The organism is Pyrinomonadaceae bacterium (assembly GCA_036277115.1).
Classification (GTDB): Bacteria; Acidobacteriota; Blastocatellia; order Pyrinomonadales; family Pyrinomonadaceae; genus UBA11740.
Map to the genome: position 1 here is coordinate 425,810 of DASUNM010000024.1, position 16,890 is coordinate 442,699.

The window sequence follows — 16,890 nt, forward strand, 5'->3', positions numbered from 1 at the left end:
GAAGCTGCCTTGTCATATCAGCAGCGTAGCCGACGACTATTAAAAGCGGCGTCAAGCAGCCGCACTCCAAATGAATATGGCAGACAGAATCACCGTTTACGAAAAACCCACTTGTACGAAGTGTCGCGAGATGAACAAGTTTCTCGTCGAGCAGGGCTTTGACTTTACCAAGGTCAATTACTACATCGATCCCTTGAGCGAAGACCAATTGCACGGGTTACTCAGGAAGATGGGAATGAAGGCGCGCGAGCTTTTGCGCACCAGCGAATCTATTTATCGCGAACTCAACCTTGGCAAAAGGGAATTGAGCGACGATGAGATCATCGCGCTAATGGTCAAGCATCCCGATTTGATTCAAAGGCCCATTGTCGAGCGAGGTGACCGAGCGGTGCTGGGACGACCGACGGAAAACGTAAAGGCCCTGCTTTAGGAGTTCAACTTATGAAGCGATCCATCCTCATCCTCCTCATGTTGCTAGCCGGGTCGACTGCATTTGGCCAGGAAGTTCAGAAAGAAATAACCAAACTGGGCGGCAAGGCTCGCGCCTATTATCTGTTTGTTCCGGACAAGCTCACGAAGGATCGTCCCGCGCCGCTGCTGCTGTTGCTTCATGGTTCCGGCCGAAACGGGGTTTCACTGGTGGACAAATGGAAAGACCTCGCGAAAAAGGAAGGAATCATCCTGGTCGGTCCCGATGCCATCAATTCTCAAGGATGGTCTTCTCCAGTTGACGGCCCCGACTTCTTTTATGAATTGATCACCGAACTTCAGTCGAAATACCCGATTGACGCTCGCCGTTTATACATCTTCGGTCATTCGGCGGGGGCGTCTTTTGCGCTTTACATGGCGCTTTACGAATCAGAATATTTTGCCGCGACGGCAATCCACGCCGGGGGGCTCACCAATAGAGATCAGGCGCTGGTCGAGTGGGCCAAACGCAAAATCCCAATCCACATCGCCGTGGGGACGGTTGATCGACTAGTTCCGCTCGCAAACGTCAGGGCCACGCGTGACATGCTCAACAGCAACGGCTTCAATGCGCAGCTGGTTGAAATGGAGGGCCACGATCACTGGTATTACGATAAGGCTCCGAAGATCAATGCGGCGGCCTGGGCTTTTCTCAAAGAACAGAAACTTGCAGATGACCCTCGATACGTGAAGCACACCTTCAGATGACCAAAGGTGCGAACACAATCTTCCTCTGCCAATCCTGCGGCTACGAGTCGCGCAAGTGGCTGGGCAAATGTCCCGAATGCGGCGAGTGGAATTCGCTGGTCGAAGAGCGCGTCGTTAAAACGAAGAAGGGCGCGGGACGTGAGGGCTTTCGGCTGCGCGAAGCGAAAGCGATTTCCTACGCCGAGATCGAATCACAGGACGATACGCGCGTTTCATCCGGCGTCACCGAATTTGATCGAGTGCTCGGCGGCGGCATTGTGCCGGGAACGCTTGTTCTGCTGGGCGGCGATCCGGGAATCGGTAAGAGCACTTTGCTGCTGCAAGTTGCGGACAAGCTAAGCGCAAGTGGCGCCAACGTCCTTTACGTCTCCGGCGAAGAGTCGGAACGCCAGATCAAGTTGCGCGGCGAGCGTCTGCGAATTGCCGCGCCGAACTTGCTGCTTTTGCCGGAAACAAATCTCGAGAATATCCTGCGCGAAATCGACCGGGTAAAACCGTCCGCAGTGATCGTCGATTCAATCCAAACAACCTTCTCTTCGGAAATAGAATCAGCGCCCGGTTCGATTTCCCAAATTCGCGAAGTTGCCGCACAACTGCTCTTGCTCGCAAAGACTCGCGGCGTTCCGATCTTTCTAATTGGCCACGTGACCAAGGAAGGATCGATTGCCGGTCCTCGTGCCCTCGAACACATCGTCGATACAGTCTTGTATTTCGAGGGCGAGCGCCATCACAACCACCGCATCGTGCGGGCGACGAAGAACCGTTTCGGCGCGGCGAATGAAGTCGGCGTGTTTGAAATGACGAACACCGGCCTGGCGCCGGTCGCGAATCCTTCGCAGATGTTCTTGGCTGAGCGTCCCGCGGATGCGGCCGGTTCGGTCGTCACCGCGTGCATGGAAGGTACGCGCCCGGTCCTCGTTGAGATTCAGGCGCTCGTTTCCAGTTCCAAGTACGGCACCGGCCGGCGCATGACGCAGGGCGTCGATCAGAATCGCGTCGCGTTGATGATTGCTATGCTGGAAAAACGCGCCGGCATGCAGCTTCTCGGCGACGACGTGTTCGTCAACATTGCCGGCGGCTTGGACGTTGACGAACCTGCGGTTGATCTCGGTTTAGTCACCGCAATCGCTTCCAGTTTTCGCAATCAACCAATCGATGCGCATACGGCAGTGTTTGGCGAAGTCGGTTTGACCGGCGAAGTTCGCGGCGCTTCCCAAGCATCAGTGCGTGCGCGCGAAGCTCAGGCGCTCGGGTTTAAGAAGATCGTGATGCCGGCGTCGAACACTTCGGGTTTGGAGAAGCTGCTTGGATTGCGCGTGGTCGGCGTGCGTTCTGTCGACGAAGCGCTGGCTGAATTCTTCTAGTGGGTTCCACCAAACACAAAGGACAAAACAAAGCATCGGCAAGCCGATAGATACCGCCGACTCTTATGAAAATTTGTACGCACTGCCAAACAGTATCTGAGGATCCGGGCGCCAGATTTTGCGGACGTGACGGCCGGCCGCTTGTTGAGGCGCCGGACCAAGCTGCCCAATCTCAAGCACCGCCCCTTTCCGGAAGTCTGGCGATGGCGCTGTTCCCTTCTTATTTTATTGATAAAACAGTGGAGCCGAACCGAGGCCTAAACCCTCCCTGCCAACCGGACGTTGAAATCAGCAGTATCCATCTCTACTACGAGTTACCAATAATTTCTCTTTGGTATTTGCGCGAGCACAACTTCCTTCGCTTTGTACAATCAACTTCGCCGGATAGCCACTCGGCGGTTGGTATCGAAGCTTTGCAGGCAAATCAGACAAGCGTTCCCGGTTTGGAATTCGATTATTGGGAAATCATCAAGTCATCCGCTCCCGGCGCGCCCATCCAGGCAGTGGTCAGGCAATTGTTTGGGGAAGGGACTTTTTACCCTGAAGAAAAATTACGCGAGCGGCTCGCAGAATGGCTCGTTCAGCTTGGTTACGGGCAGGCGGATAACAAGCCAAAGCCCTTCTTTCAATTTGAGCGAACCAACTTCCAGCCGGGTCGAGCGATTGGTAAAGACGGAGATAGACGGCTTTTCGAGATTATCCCCGATTGTCAGCGAATCATGACGCAGCAACAAACGGCCCAGATGATTCACCAACGGTGGTTGAGATTCACTGCGGAAGAATCAGCGCTGTATCAGTGGTTGTTTCTGGGCGTCGTTCGCGCCGGTGACGACGCGTGTTCCAGCGGAAAGCATCGATGGTCGATCTACTGTTCAGCAGCGGAAAAGCATCACAAAGCTCGATCAGAGCGCCAAGGGCTCAGGGGGCCGGGCCAAGGGGTGCGCTGAGTGAGTTGTTCTGATTGTTTTTCGCTGCGTAGCAGCGAGCTGTTTATAGTTCGCAATCACATTGTGGCGAGTTGAGGATGGGACGAATCCCGTCACGGCGGGATTCGTCCCACCCTCAAAATAGACAAATTGAATCATCCAGCTATAAACATTTCGCGCCTACGGCGCGTTATGAACCGGGCCATTGCGTCCTCACTCTTGGCAACTCACTTCAAGATCTAGTATCTTCCGCGCCGTTCACCGCCATTCTTGAAACAAACTAAGGAGCCCATCCCATGTTTAGAAAGTCGCTCGTGACTTTTGCTGCTGCCGCCCTGCTCTTCGGGGCGCTTGCCTGGCTTGAAACTTCCGTCAACGCTCAACGGCGACCAGCGCCGGCCCCCGCGGCCCAAGCCCCGGCCGATGCGCTAAAGGCTCTTCAATGGCGTTCGATCGGACCGTTTCGCGGCGGGCGCGTAACGGCGGTTGCGGGAGTTCCTTCGCAACCGATGGTCTATTACTTCGGTGCGACGGGTGGTGGCGTTTGGAAGACCACGGACGGCGGCATCAATTGGGAGCCGATCAGCGATGGTTCCGTGTTTGGCACCGGTTCGGTCGGCGCGATCGGAATGTCGGACTCCGATCCGAACACGATTTACGTGGGCATGGGCGAGTCGCCGATTCGCGGCAACGTCTCGCATGGCGACGGTGTGTACAAATCCACAGACGCCGGCAAAACGTGGAAGCGCGTCGGGCTGGAAGACACGCGCCAGATCGGTCGCGTGCGCGTACATCCAAAGAATCCGGACATCGTTTACGTAGCGGCGCTTGGCCACACCTTTGGTCCAAACGAGCAGCGTGGCGTTTTCCGATCGAAAGATGGCGGCAAGACCTGGGACAAAGTCCTGTCGCGCGGGAACAAAGCCGGCGCGATCGATCTAATCATCGATCCGTCGAATGCGAATGTTCTGTACGCGGGATTTTGGGAAGTCTATCGAAAGCCGTGGACGCTGGAGAGCGGCGGTCCCGGCGGCGGCATTTTCAAATCCACTGACGGCGGCGATACCTGGACTGAGATTACTCGCAACCAGGGATTGCCGCGCGGAACGGTCGGCAAAGTCGGCATCACAGTTTCGCCCGCGAACCCGGAACGTGTCTGGGCAATCGTCGAAGCCGAAGACGGCGGCGTGTTTCGCTCGGACAACGGCGGCCGCACTTGGACGAAGGTGAACGAGCAGAGAACTCTGCGCCAGCGCGCCTGGTACTACACGCGCATTTACGCCGACTCGAAAAACCCCGACACCGTTTACGTGCTCAACGTAGGCTTCTACAAATCAAACGATGGCGGGCGAACCTTTACCACCCTTGGCGTGCCGCACAGCGACAATCACGATCTGTGGATTGCCCCTGACGATCCCAACCGGATGATTAACAGCAACGACGGCGGCGCGAACGTCTCATTCAACGGCGGCCGAAGTTGGACTGAGCAGGATCAAGCCACCGCGCAGTTCTATCGCGTCGCGATCGACAACGATTTTCCGTACAACATCTATGGCGCGCAGCAGGACAACTCGACAATCCGCATCGCGAGCCGCACGTCCGAAGGTGGAATTACTGAGCGCGATTGGTGGGACGTCGGCGGCGGCGAGTCGGGATGGATTGCCCCTTCACCGAAAGATTCCAACATCGTGTTTGCCGGTTCGTATGGCGGATTGTTGACTCGTTACGATCATCGGACGCGTCAGGAGCGAGACGTCAACGTCTACCCCGACAATCCCATGGGCGGCGGCGCCGAAGGCATGAAGTACCGCTTTCAATGGAATTTTCCAATCGTTTTTTCGCCGCACGATGCGAACACGCTTTACACGGCGGGCAATGTCGTTTTCAAAACCACTAACGAAGGCCAGAGCTGGGAGATCATCAGCCCCGACCTGACGCGCAACGACAAGTCCAAACAGGGGCCGTCCGGCGGGCCCATCACCAAAGACAACACCAGCGTTGAGTACTACGACACGATCTTTACGATGATGGAATCGCCGGTGCAGGCCGGCACTATCTGGACCGGTTCGGACGACGGCTTGGTTTACGTGACGCGCGATGGCGGTAAGAACTGGACGAACGCCACGCCTGCGAAAGACATCATGCCGGAATGGATTCAGATCAATTCGCTTGATGCCTCGCCTTTTGATGCGGGCACGGCCTACGTCGCAGCGACTATGTACAAGCACGACGACAACAGACCTTACTTGTACAAAACGAGCGACTTTGGTCGGTCGTGGAGAAAGATCACCAACGGGATTCCGGATGGTGCGTTCACGCGCGTGATTCGCGAAGACCCGAACAAGCGCGGATTGCTTTACGCGGGAACCGAAACAGGGATGTACATCTCGTTAGACGATGGGGCGAACTGGCAATCGATGCAGTTCAATCTGCCGGTCACGCCGATTACCGACCTGGCAGTTCACAAACGTGAGAAGGAGTTAGTGGCGGCGACGCAGGGACGTTCATTCTGGATCTTCGATGACCTGCCGATGGTGCATCAGCTAATGGACGCGGGCGGTTTCCGCGCGGCATCGGAATCTAAACTCTTCAAACCGAAGGACGCATACCGAATGCCGGGTGGCGGCGGGGGACCACTCCCGGTGACTGCGACGATCGGTAAGAATCCCGCGAACGGAGTCGTCGTTTACTACTCGCTGAAAGCAAAACCGACCACGGATCTGGTGCTCGAGTTTCTCGACGCGAACGGCAAGTCAATCAACAAATTCACGACGCGGCTCCCACGGCCGTCAGCCGACGGCCAACCCGCGGCCGCACAACCACCCGCCGAAGAAGGCGGCTTCGGCGGTGGCGCGCCCGCGCGCGCGACGACTGATGTTGGTCTGAATCGATTTGTCTGGGACATGCGTTATCCGGAAGCTGTGCGTTTTCCGGGAATGATTTTGTGGGCCGGGCAAACTCAAGGGCCGCGCATTGTGCCCGGCAACTATCAGGTGAAGCTGACGGTTGATGGCCAGACGCTGACGGAAACTTTCACTGTCAAAGGCGATCCACGTCTGACACTGAGCGCCGCGGATTACGCGAAGCAGCTTGATCTGTCTTTGAAGATGCGCGACAAACTGACTGAGACGCACAACGCCATCATCCAGATTCGCGAGATCAAGAAGCAAGTGGACGATCTGGTGAAGCGCGTCGGCTCGCAGTCCAAACCGATTGCCGACACCGGCAACGTTCTGACTAAGAAGCTTACGGAAGTCGAAGAGACGCTCTATCAAACCAAAAACCAGAGCAACCAGGATCCTTTGAACTTTCCGATTCGTCTGAACAACAAACTGGCGGCGCTGCTCGGCGTAGTCTCGCGCGGCGAGTCGCCCCCGAACGATCAATCGGTCGAGGTCTACAACGATCTCGCCGCGAAGATCGATGCACAATTGATGAAGTTGTCGCAGATTGTGAAGACTGACGTGCCCGCATTCAATCAGGTTGTGAAGGACCAGAACATTCCGGCGATTGTGATAAAGCCGCCGAGTCCCTAAGATCGGATGAATGAAGCCTCGCCACGCCAAAATCCTCATCAACGCTGGCGCGGGCGGACAGTTCGACGACACGCTCCGTCAGCGCCTCAGCGAAATCTTCCAGGCTGCCGGCGCGAGGGCGGACATAGTTGTCGTTGAGGCTCCCGATGAAGTCGGGCCGCTTGCGCAGGCAGCCGCGCAAGAAGACTACGAAATGATCGTCGCCGGCGGCGGTGACGGCACGATTAGTCTGGTTGCCTCAGCGCTGATCGATTCCGGGAAAAGTTTTGGCGTACTCCCACTCGGCACCCTCAATCACTTTGCCAAGGATCTAAGAATCCCAACCGAGTTTGAAGAGGCGGCGCAGAACCTCGTTTCCGGCTCTCCGGTTCAGGTTGATGTCGGTGAAGTGAACGGGCGAACCTTCCTCAACAACTCTACGCTGGGCTTGTATCCTACGCTCGTGCGCGAACGTGAAAAGCAGCAGCGGCTCGGTTGGGGCAAGTGGCCCGCATTTGTCTGGGCCGCGATCGCAGCCCTGCGACGTTATCCCTTTGTGAGCGTGCGCGTCAGTGTCGATGGCAAACCGGTGACGACGCGAACGCCGTTCGTGTTCGTCGGCAATAATCAGTACGTAATGGAGCGACTCAACATCGGCACTCGCGAGCGTTTGGATGGCGGCGAGTTAAGTCTTTACATGTCCAGGCGCACGGGCAGATTCGGACTGGTTCGACTGGCTCTCCGGGCGTTGCTGGGCCGGCTGCACCTGGAAAAAGATTTTATGGCCATGAGCGCGCGTGAAGTCACCATCGCCACGAAATCGAGTCGCGCCCGGGTGGCGATGGACGGTGAAGTCGATATCCTGCAGACGCCGCTGGAATACCGGATCCGACCGCGCGCGTTGAGTGTGGTGGTACCGGATTCGCGACGAGATTGAGAGTTAATCCCGTGAGAACAATCGTTCATCTTTCTGACTTGCACTTTGGTCGCAGTGATCCACGGCTGGTCGATCCGCTAATTAAGACGATTCGCGACTTAAATCCGAACCTGGTCGCGGTGTCAGGAGACTTGACGCAACGGGCTCGGTCCCATGAATTTCAGGAGGCGCGCGCCTTTTTAGATTCGTTGCCGCAACCAAAGATCGTCGTGCCGGGTAATCACGATGTGCCGCTCTACAATATCTTTGACCGTTTCTTTCGGCCGCTCGATAAGTTTCGCCGGTACATCACTGACGATCTGCGCCCGACGTTTGCTGACGAAGAGTTGATCGTCATCGGTGTCAGCACCGCGCGTTCACTCGTGGTAAAAGGCGGCCGCATCAACCAGGAACAACTGAACCACGTAAAGGAAAAGTTTTGTGCGTTGCCCGATGAAGCGGTCAAGATTCTGGTGACGCATCACCCGTTCGACTTACCCACGGGCTATGAGGACCATGATTTAGTGGGGCGCGCCCAGATGGCGATGGCGGGATTGGCGGAATGCGGCGCCGATCTGTTTCTCGCCGGGCATCTTCACGTGAGTCACACCGGAAATACGGCGAAGCGCTACAACATTCAGGGTCACTCAGCGCTGGTTGTGCAGGCCGGCACCGCGATCTCAACGCGAGGTCGCGGAGAAGTAAACTCATTCAATGTGATTCGGATTCAACACCCTGAAATTGTGGTCGAACGTTTCGGTTGGGATTCTGCCGGCGTCAGCTTCGCGCGGGCGAATGAAGAAAGATTTATTCATGCGCCCGAAGGCTGGACGCGAGTTGAGTGAGCGCTCCCGCCTCTGGCGTGCCAGCACGCGGGACGCGTGCGTACCCAACGGGACTACAAGCCCAACTTATCCATTTGCGCTTTCTCGTAGTCGCCGTCTTCGCCGGGATAGCGCAGCACGTCCTCGAACTTCCCTGATTCTTTGGCCATCGCCCAAACTATGCTTTCTCCGGCGGGCAGGATGTTCGGAGCCGCTGAAAAGATTGGATCCTTGAAAGCATCCACCGCGTCGAAAAGTTTCCAGCTCTTCTTCTTAAACATGTCGAGCACGTCGGGTAGAAACAATTCATTAAGCACATTGTGATGAATCAGCAGAGTATGCTTGACGCTCCGACCCAGCGCCTTTCGGGACAAAGCGTCATAGTAGGTGGCCCGCTCCCAAAGGTGATTCAAGTAGAAGTCTCTGTAACCGTTCACGTCGGCCTTCGGATCGGACGCGAGCCGCGCCCGCAAACGCTCATCGATGTACCAATCTGAAGCGTCAATCGTTACGTAGCCCATTCGATATCCGCGTTGCTTGAGGAAGGCGCGCATCTTGTCTCTGCGCTCGACCGTGTTGCCTTCCTTCAGCATCGGGAAACGAAAGAACTTCGTGAACCCGGGCAGGTCCTTGAGTACCGCTTCGGCACGCACTACATCGTTCGCGAATTCCTCAAAGGTGCGATTGTGATAGTACCAATGAGAATACGTGTGATTGGCGACCATGTGTCCAGCGGTGCCCCATTCCCGGACCAGGCTTTTCCCCGCTTCACTATCAACGTGCCTGGCGGCAACGAACGCTCCAGCTTTTAAGTTCGAGTGCGCCCGCAAAGCGGCGAGCAGCGCCCGATTACGCTTTTCGGCGACTGATTGTGGCGCGCGAAACAGGTTGAAATCATCGATCGTGATCGCGAGCTGCGGCCGCGAATCCGAAAATGGCAAAGTCATCCCCGGCATGGCCAATGCCGCGGCGCCTATGCCTAGGGTAGTTACGAAGTCTCTGCGATTCATATTTTCTCCGATGCGTGCTTAAGCTGACTGATGCGGTTTCACATGACCCCCGCATTATCATTAGCGAGATTCGCAGCAAAGAGTGTTCAAGCGGGGGTAGTGCCGGTACGTACGCCTCTGGGGTGCCTGCACGCGCCTTACTTCTTGAACAGGTTCGCGAATGCTTGCCGCGCGTCGGTGGGCTTACCGGAAGATGTCTCGCGTTCGATGACCGTTCGCGAGGCAAACAGTTCGCACATGTTGCGGCCGCCTTTGTTCATGATGCGCGCGGTGATTGGTTTGCGACATTCAAAACGTGCAGCGGGATCGAAAGAGACGCATTGCCGGCAGGTGTGCAGGTCTGAGTTGCACTTCGGACACGTACTGTCGGCGCTGAGGTTTGTGGGAACGACCGCGCTACACGACGAACACTTCACCTTCTCGCCATAGGCCATCATCCGCGGAGAGCGTGGCCCTTCGCGGTCGTGCTGTTGCGGCGGCTGCTTGGGCTTGGGCTCCTCACGCCCTCGATCACTGTCCATGTAGCCGCGTTGGCGGTATTTGCGTTCGCTCACATCGACCTCCCGGTCCGGTTTCGGCGCCGCCATCATAGGCTAGAACCGAACTGCCGACAACGCTTGCAGGTTTGGCCCACGGCTCAGGAATAATCGGTGACGGGCGGCCTACAGCGTGCTAAACTTCGCCGCATCATGCGCTTTGATGTCGTCCTTATAAGGTTCATATTTACTGCGATTTTGGTGGCCGCGGGGTATGTCCTTCATCCCATCCCGGGACATCCTGTTTATTCTGCGTCCGCCGCCGGTCTGGTGGCCATCGCCATAATCTTCTTCGAAATGCGCATTCGGCGCTCGTCCTTGAAGACGCTGATTGGAGCAGCCGTCGGATCGATTCTCGGGATTATCGGCGCGTATCTGATCGGATCGCTGATTAGCAGCCAGGAATCGCTCGCGGTGCCACCGACTACGAAGACCTTCCTGACGCTGGCACTCACGTTTTTTATGGCGTACGTCGGTTTGATGGTCGGCGCCGCAAAAGGCGATTACCTCGAGTTGTCGGCCCTCGGCGGGATCTTCAGCGATAAAGCGGCGCGCCGCGACATCAAAGTTCTCGACACATCAGTCATCATCGATGGGCGAATCGCGGACGTGGCCGAGACAGGTTTCCTGACCGGCACGCTGATCATCCCGCAATTCATTCTGCGCGAATTGCAGCAGGTTGCGGACTCGCCTGATTCTTCCAAGCGACAACGTGGGCGGCGCGGTTTGGACATGCTGAACCGTCTGCGAAATAACAGCTCGCTGGATATCCAGATTGTCGAAACGGACTTTCCGTCAGTACGCGAAGTTGATTTGAAGTTGATCGAGTTAGGCAAACAACTCGACGCGGTGATCGTCACGAACGACTTCAATCTGAATAAGGTCTCGCAGTTACGTGGCGTGAGCGTGCTGAACATTAACGAGCTGGCTAACGCTTTGAAGCCGGTGGTGCTGCCGGGCGAAGCGATGCGCGTATTCATCCTGAAAGAAGGCAAGGAGTACAACCAGGGCGTGGCTTACCTCGATGACGGAACGATGGTCGTCGTCGATAACGCGCGCCGGCTGATTGGCAAGAATGCGGACATCGCCGTGACCAGCGTGCTGCAAACGACGGCGGGCAAAATGATCTTTGGACGGTTGTGGGACGACGGAGACGCGGCGGGAAACGGGGAACGCTCGCGCCGGCCGTTGCGGGAAGTGAAGTCCGCCCCGGCCCTGACGCGCATCTCGGACACGGAATCGTAGCCGCATGAACGTCGCCATAGTCGTGGCTGCCGGGAAGGGAACGCGACTCGGCGGCGCGCGGCCTAAACAGTTCCTCGAGTTGCGCGGCGTCCCCGTAGTCATTCATACGCTCCGTCAGTTCGAGCGCTGTCAGGAAATCAACGAAGTCATCACGGTGCTACCCGCCGAAGACACGGCGGGTTTTGAGTCTCTAGCGCAGCAGTTTGAGCTAAAGAAATCGGGCCGGATTGTTGCCGGCGGCGCCACCCGGGCGCAGTCGGTGCGCAACGGACTTAATGCGATCGATAATGCGGAGATTGTGACGGTTCACGATGGCGTGCGTCCGTTCGTGACCCCTGAGGAGATTGACCAGGTTGTGGCTGCCGCCAGAGAGACTGGCGCAGCGGTTCTTACGGCGCCGGTTGCTGATACCATTAAACGAGTTCAAGACGGCCGGATAATTGAAACGGTCTCCCGCGCTGAATTGCGACGAGCGCTGACGCCACAGGGCTTTCGATTCGCGATTCTAAAACGCGCGTACGAAAAGCTTGATGAGCTGGAATCCGCGGGACTGGAGATCACGGATGAAAGTTTGTTAGTTGAGCGGCTGGGCGTTGAAGTCGTTACGGTTGAAGGAAGCGCTCGAAATATTAAGATTACAAACGAAGAAGATTTAGCTTTTTGTGAGGCAATCTTAAAGTCAGTTGTCCGTGCTCAGTAGTCAGTTGCAAGAAGCACGATCGACCGACAACTGACCACCGACAACTGACAACGTCATGTTTCGCATCGGTATCGGTCAGGACACGCATCGCCTTGTCGCCGGACGTCCGCTGATTCTCGGCGGCGTCAGCATTGCTTTTGATCTCGGCGCCGAGGGCCACTCCGATTCTGATGCGTTGGCGCACGCCTTGATCGACGCGCTGTTGGGCGCGATGTCCGACGGTGACATCGGCAGTCACTTTCCCGACAACAATCCCAGGTGGAAAGATGCCGACAGCTTTGACATGCTGGCGCACGTCATGAAGAGAGTGGAAGCGCGCGGTTTTCATGTCGTCAATACTGACGCAACCGTCATGTTGGAACGCCCGAAATTGCGCGAATACATCGGCTCGATGCGGGTCAATCTTGCGCGGGCCTTGAGCGTGGACGTCGATTGCGTCAGCGTGAAAGCGAAGACAGGTGAAGGACTGGATGCCGTCGGTCGCGGTGAAGCCGTGAGCGCAATGGCAGTAGTCTTGCTAATGTCAAAGCAGAGTTGAGATTAAGTCGGACCCGGCCGCTACCGCTCCCGGTACTGACCTCCTAACAAAGACTTGAGACCTCAGGACATCATTCGCAAGAAACGTGACGGCGCGGAATTGTCGCGCGATGAGATCGCGTTTTTCGTCAAAGGGGTCACCAGCGGTGATGTCGCCGAATATCAAATCTCCGCGTGGCTGATGGCCGTGTTTTTGAACGGCATGACTGACGCCGAGCAGTCCCTGCTCACCGAAGCGATGTTGCATTCGGGAGAGATTCTCGACTTCTCAGATATTCCCAAGCCAAAAGTTGATAAGCACTCCACGGGTGGCGTCGGCGACAAAACTTCTCTCTTAATTGCGCCCTTCGCGGCTGCGGCTGGAGTCTGCGTGCCGATGATTTCCGGACGGGGCCTCGGACACACGGGCGGGACGCTCGACAAGCTGGAATCAATTCCGGGTTATCGGGTGAACTTATCGCTGAAGGAATTCCGGGCCGTGCTCGACACCACTGGCTTCGCAATGAACGGACAAACGAAAGAGATAGCCCCGGCTGACAAAAAGCTTTACGCGTTGCGCGACGCGACCGCGACCGTGGAAGCCATTCCCTTGATCGTGGGCTCAATCATTTCGAAGAAGGGCGCAGCAGGTCTCGATGCAATGGTCATCGACGTGAAGACCGGCTCGGGCGCTTTCATGAGCGACCCGGCCAAGGCTAAGCAGTTGGCGCAGGCGCTGGTAAAGACCGGCAACTCGCTCGGCATGCATTCGCAAGCGCTGATTACGGATATGAATCAGCCGCTGGGCAGCGCGGTCGGGCACTCCATCGAAGTGCTCGAGTGCATCAACCTGTTACGCGGAGAGATCGATGAAGGGGCGCGACCGGTACTCGATCTTTCAATCGAACTCGCGGCGCGGATGGTGGTGTTGGCGAAACTGGAAAATACTATTGAGGCCGCGCGTGATCGAATCAAACGAGTCCACGAATCCGGAGCGGCGCTTGAGACATTTCGCGCCAATGTCGCGGCCCAGGGTGGCGAGCCCCGCGTCTGTGACGATCCGACGCGGATTCTGCCGTTGACAGACAAAGCGTTTGAGGTAGAATCGCCGCGCTCCGGGTTTGTCACGAAAGTTAGTACCGCCGAAGTCGGACATACCATCGCCGAGGCCGGCGGTGGCCGCGTGCGCATCGAAGACAAAATTGATCCGCGGGTCGGCTTCATTACCAAAACAAAGATCGGCGATGAGGTTCGCGCCGGTGATTCCATCGGCGTCGTTTTTTGCGACGATTCAGCCCGCGGCGAAACGGCGGCCGCGCGTATCCAGGCAGCTTATGAAATAGGCGAGTCGCCAGTAGAGCCACCCCAACTAGTCAAAGAAGTGATCGACTAATGAAATTGAAAGCACTCATCGCGCTCACCGTTGTCGCGCTCCTGGTTTTTGGTAGCGTGGCTTGTCAACGAACGGGCGACGCCGCTGAAGATCCAAAAAATATCCGCGTGGGAATTGTTTTCGACATCGGCGGCAAAGATGACCGTTCGTTCAATGCGGCCGCCTGGGTCGGGGTGAAGTGCGCCGAAACGGGTAAGCAACCTGACGGCCAGCCTTGCAAGGACTCGCAGGGAAATGACAAACCGGCTCTCGGCGTTGTGCTGCGTGATGTTGAGCCCGGCAATCCGACTTCAATCGAGCCGGCGATGCGCGCGTTTGCCGAACGCGGCTTCGATCTGGTCATCGGCGTCGGTTTCGCGCAGGGCCCGATCATGCAAAGCGTGGCGCGCGATTATCCAAACATCCGGTTTGCGATTATCGATGGCGTGATTTTTGAAGACGACGGCAAGACCCCGAGAGCCAATGTTGCCTCGCTCGTTTTCAAAGAGCATGAAGGTTCCTATTTGGTCGGCATAATTGCCGGCATGACTTCAAAGACGGGCGTTGTCGGCTTCATTGGCGGAATGGACATCGGACTGATTCACCGGTTCGAAGGCGGGTACGAGCAGGGCGCCAAATCGGTGAATCCCAACATACAGGTCATCCAGAATTACGTGGGCGTCACGGACGCGGCCTGGAACAATCCCGGAAAGGGAAAAGAGATTGCGCTCGCGCAGATTAGTAAAGGCGCTGACGTGATCTTCACCGCGGCCGGAAACTCAGGACTCGGCGCGTTCGACGCAGTCGAGCAAGCGGGAACCGCGAACGGCCGCGCGACACATTTCGTAATCGGCGTCGATTCCAACCAGAACATGGTGAAGCCGGGATTTGTGCTGACCAGCATGATCAAACGGGTGGATAACGCGGTCTATGACATTGTGAAGAATGTCGTCGAAGGAAAGTTTCAGGGAGGCTTTCACGTGTTCGGGCTGGAAAGCGACGGCGTTGGTTATGTGATGGATACTCACAACGAGAAGCTTGTTTCACCAGAGGCCATCAAAGCTTCGGAAGAAGCCAAGAAGAAAATTATCGCCAAGGAAATCACAGTGATCGATCGAATGACTCAATGAGAGATCGTCAGTCGTCCGTGGTCAGTCGTCAGTTGTTTCTCGTCCTTTAGAGGAAGCGAAATGGCTAAAACGAATCTTGAGAAACTCGACAACTGACAACTGACTAGTGACTAGTAACTAATGATTGAGTTACGCAACATCACAAAGCGATTTGGTGCGGTCCTCGCCAACGACGCAGTCAGCATCAAGGTTGAGCCCGGAACCATTCATGCCATCGTCGGTGAAAATGGCGCGGGCAAATCGACCGCGATGCGGATCGCTTATGGCTTTTACACATCCGACAGCGGCGAGATTCTGATAAACGGCGAGCCACGCGAGATTCGCACGCCGCATGACGCGATTGCGGCCGGCATTGGTATGGTGCACCAGCACTTTATGTTGGTTGAACCGATGACTGTCGCTGAGAACATTGTGCTCGGGGCCGAACCGGGGAGCGCAGCTTCGCTCGATCTACAAAAAGCTGTCGCAGACATCCGCAGAGTTTCAGATGAATTCAAACTCGCGGTCGATCCGAACGCCACCATTGAAAGTCTATCGGTCGGCCAGCAACAGCGCGTTGAATTGCTTAAGGCACTCTACCGTCACGCGCAGTTGCTGATCCTTGATGAGCCCACGGCCGTGCTCACACCGCAGGAAGTCGAGGAGTTCTTCGCGATCCTGCGCTCGATGCGCACCCAGGGAAAGACGATTGTAATCATCACGCACAAGCTGGATGAGGTGCTTGCGATTTCGGACGACGTAACGGTGATGCGCGACGGCAAAGTGGTGGGAAACGTTAAGACGCGCGAGACTAACGCAGCTGAATTGGCGCGCCTGATGGTTGGCCGCGAGGTGCTCTTGCGAGTCGAGAAACCTGATGCCAAACCCGCGGGCGCCGTGCTTAGCACGCGTGGTCTTTCCATCCTGGGGCGTGACGGAACCAGGCGCCTGAACGAAGTTTCGCTTGAAATCCGGGCCGGAGAAATCGTGGGCATCGCCGGCGTCGAAGGTAACGGGCAGACGGAATTGATCGAAGCTCTGGCCGGCTTGATCCCCGGATCTCACATCACCGGCACGATTAGTTTCGAGGGCCAGGACATTACGCGCTCGGATGCGCGACGACGAAAGGAACTCGGCATCGCGCACGTGCCTGAAGATCGTCACCGGCGCGGCTTGTTGCTGGATTCCAGTCTCGGAGAAAACACGATCCTGGGTGTTCACTATCGGAAGCCCGCAGTGATGGGACCGGGTGCAATAATCCTTAACGAACGAGGAATACAACGCCGGACCGAGCAGGTCATTCGCGATTTCGATGTGAGACCGCCAAATCCGGCCCTGCATGCGCGCGCGCTATCAGGGGGCAATCAACAGAAGCTAATCATCGGCAGGGAATTCGAGCTGCCGCCAAAGCTTTTGCTGGTGTCACAACCTACGCGCGGTGTTGATATCGGCGCGATCGAGTTCATTCACCGCAAGATTGTGGAATTGCGCGATTCAGGCTGCGCAGTGTTACTGGTTTCGGCTGAGCTGGAGGAAGTGACGGCGCTTTCTGATCGTCTGTTGGTGCTGCACGAGGGAAAGATCGTTGGGGAAGTTGATCCGAAGGTGACCACCAACGAAGAGATAGGCTTGATGATGACCGGAGGAGGAAGATCTTAGTGCGTTGATCTTTGTACTTTGA

At 56.6% G+C, this 16,890-nt stretch carries 15 protein-coding genes; 13 read left to right on the forward strand and 2 right to left on the reverse strand.

Features of this window, described 5'->3' with window-relative positions; all coding sequences use genetic code 11:
• Nucleotides 1–76 precede the first annotated feature (76 nt).
• From VFX97_15350 to VFX97_15380, 7 genes are all read left to right on the forward strand, one after another.
• Nucleotides 77–430, forward strand: a complete 354-nt coding sequence (locus tag VFX97_15350; GenBank protein HEX5704576.1) for an arsenate reductase family protein — start codon at nucleotides 77–79, stop codon at nucleotides 428–430.
• Between the two features lie 11 nt (nucleotides 431–441).
• Nucleotides 442–1,176 (forward strand): alpha/beta hydrolase-fold protein, encoded by a 735-nt coding sequence (locus VFX97_15355; GenBank protein ID HEX5704577.1) that lies wholly within the window; start codon nucleotides 442–444, stop codon nucleotides 1,174–1,176.
• Nucleotides 1,173–2,540, forward strand: coding sequence for a DNA repair protein RadA (radA, locus tag VFX97_15360; protein ID HEX5704578.1), 1,368 nt, complete (start codon nucleotides 1,173–1,175; stop codon nucleotides 2,538–2,540). Before VFX97_15355 ends, radA begins: the two co-directional genes overlap by 4 nt.
• A gap of 239 nt (nucleotides 2,541–2,779) precedes the next feature.
• On the forward strand, nucleotides 2,780–3,487 hold the full coding sequence (locus tag VFX97_15365; GenBank protein ID HEX5704579.1) for a hypothetical protein: 708 nt from the start codon (nucleotides 2,780–2,782) through the stop codon (nucleotides 3,485–3,487).
• A gap of 275 nt (nucleotides 3,488–3,762) precedes the next feature.
• On the forward strand, nucleotides 3,763–7,002 hold the full coding sequence (locus VFX97_15370; protein HEX5704580.1) for a hypothetical protein: 3,240 nt from the start codon (nucleotides 3,763–3,765) through the stop codon (nucleotides 7,000–7,002).
• 10 nt (nucleotides 7,003–7,012) lie between these two features.
• Nucleotides 7,013–7,918: a diacylglycerol kinase family protein gene (locus VFX97_15375; protein HEX5704581.1), complete on the forward strand. Its 906-nt coding sequence runs from the start codon at nucleotides 7,013–7,015 to the stop codon at nucleotides 7,916–7,918.
• Nucleotides 7,919–7,929: 11 nt separating this feature from the next.
• Complete coding sequence (locus VFX97_15380; protein HEX5704582.1) at nucleotides 7,930–8,742, forward strand: metallophosphoesterase family protein; 813 nt, start codon at nucleotides 7,930–7,932, stop codon at nucleotides 8,740–8,742.
• Nucleotides 8,743–8,795: 53 nt separating this feature from the next.
• Here the strand turns inward: VFX97_15380 and VFX97_15385 are convergent, their stop codons facing one another.
• Nucleotides 8,796–9,731: a polysaccharide deacetylase family protein gene (locus VFX97_15385; protein HEX5704583.1), complete on the reverse strand. Its 936-nt coding sequence runs from the start codon at nucleotides 9,729–9,731 to the stop codon at nucleotides 8,796–8,798.
• Between the two features lie 137 nt (nucleotides 9,732–9,868).
• A complete protein-coding gene (locus VFX97_15390; protein ID HEX5704584.1) occupies nucleotides 9,869–10,285 on the reverse strand; it encodes a hypothetical protein in 417 nt (138 codons plus the stop codon).
• Between the two features lie 96 nt (nucleotides 10,286–10,381).
• Here VFX97_15390 and VFX97_15395 point away from each other — a divergent pair, with 96 nt between their 5' ends.
• From VFX97_15395 to VFX97_15420, 6 genes are all read left to right on the forward strand, one after another.
• Nucleotides 10,382–11,512: a TRAM domain-containing protein gene (locus tag VFX97_15395; protein HEX5704585.1), complete on the forward strand. Its 1,131-nt coding sequence runs from the start codon at nucleotides 10,382–10,384 to the stop codon at nucleotides 11,510–11,512.
• A gap of 4 nt (nucleotides 11,513–11,516) precedes the next feature.
• The gene (ispD, locus tag VFX97_15400; GenBank protein ID HEX5704586.1) at nucleotides 11,517–12,212 is read left to right on the forward strand and encodes a 2-C-methyl-D-erythritol 4-phosphate cytidylyltransferase; all 696 of its coding nucleotides are present in this window, start codon (nucleotides 11,517–11,519) and stop codon (nucleotides 12,210–12,212) included.
• Nucleotides 12,213–12,267: 55 nt separating this feature from the next.
• The gene (gene ispF / locus VFX97_15405; protein HEX5704587.1) at nucleotides 12,268–12,750 is read left to right on the forward strand and encodes a 2-C-methyl-D-erythritol 2,4-cyclodiphosphate synthase; all 483 of its coding nucleotides are present in this window, start codon (nucleotides 12,268–12,270) and stop codon (nucleotides 12,748–12,750) included.
• A 54-nt stretch (nucleotides 12,751–12,804) separates the two neighbouring features.
• Complete coding sequence (locus VFX97_15410; protein HEX5704588.1) at nucleotides 12,805–14,121, forward strand: thymidine phosphorylase; 1,317 nt, start codon at nucleotides 12,805–12,807, stop codon at nucleotides 14,119–14,121.
• Nucleotides 14,121–15,230, forward strand: coding sequence for a BMP family ABC transporter substrate-binding protein (locus tag VFX97_15415; GenBank protein HEX5704589.1), 1,110 nt, complete (start codon nucleotides 14,121–14,123; stop codon nucleotides 15,228–15,230). The genes VFX97_15410 and VFX97_15415 overlap by 1 nt, the downstream gene beginning before the upstream one ends.
• A 120-nt stretch (nucleotides 15,231–15,350) precedes the next feature.
• Entirely contained in the window at nucleotides 15,351–16,868 is a 1,518-nt protein-coding gene (locus tag VFX97_15420; GenBank protein ID HEX5704590.1) for an ABC transporter ATP-binding protein, read from the forward strand.
• Nucleotides 16,869–16,890 lie beyond the last annotated feature (22 nt).

What these genes read in the sequence shown, in the direction of transcription:
- ispF (HEX5704587.1), top strand. Translation starts at nt 12,268, where the DNA reads ATGTTTCGCATCGGTATCGGTCAGGACACGCATCGCCTTGTCGCCGGA.
- VFX97_15385 (HEX5704583.1), bottom strand. Translation starts at nt 9,731, where the DNA reads ATGAATCGCAGAGACTTCGTAACTACCCTAGGCATAGGCGCCGCGGCA.
- VFX97_15350 (HEX5704576.1), top strand. Translation starts at nt 77, where the DNA reads ATGGCAGACAGAATCACCGTTTACGAAAAACCCACTTGTACGAAGTGT.
- VFX97_15355 (HEX5704577.1), top strand. Translation starts at nt 442, where the DNA reads ATGAAGCGATCCATCCTCATCCTCCTCATGTTGCTAGCCGGGTCGACT.
- VFX97_15370 (HEX5704580.1), top strand. Translation starts at nt 3,763, where the DNA reads ATGTTTAGAAAGTCGCTCGTGACTTTTGCTGCTGCCGCCCTGCTCTTC.
- VFX97_15420 (HEX5704590.1), top strand. Translation starts at nt 15,351, where the DNA reads ATGATTGAGTTACGCAACATCACAAAGCGATTTGGTGCGGTCCTCGCC.
- ispD (HEX5704586.1), top strand. Translation starts at nt 11,517, where the DNA reads ATGAACGTCGCCATAGTCGTGGCTGCCGGGAAGGGAACGCGACTCGGC.
- radA (HEX5704578.1), top strand. Translation starts at nt 1,173, where the DNA reads ATGACCAAAGGTGCGAACACAATCTTCCTCTGCCAATCCTGCGGCTAC.
- VFX97_15415 (HEX5704589.1), top strand. Translation starts at nt 14,121, where the DNA reads ATGAAATTGAAAGCACTCATCGCGCTCACCGTTGTCGCGCTCCTGGTT.
- VFX97_15375 (HEX5704581.1), top strand. Translation starts at nt 7,013, where the DNA reads ATGAAGCCTCGCCACGCCAAAATCCTCATCAACGCTGGCGCGGGCGGA.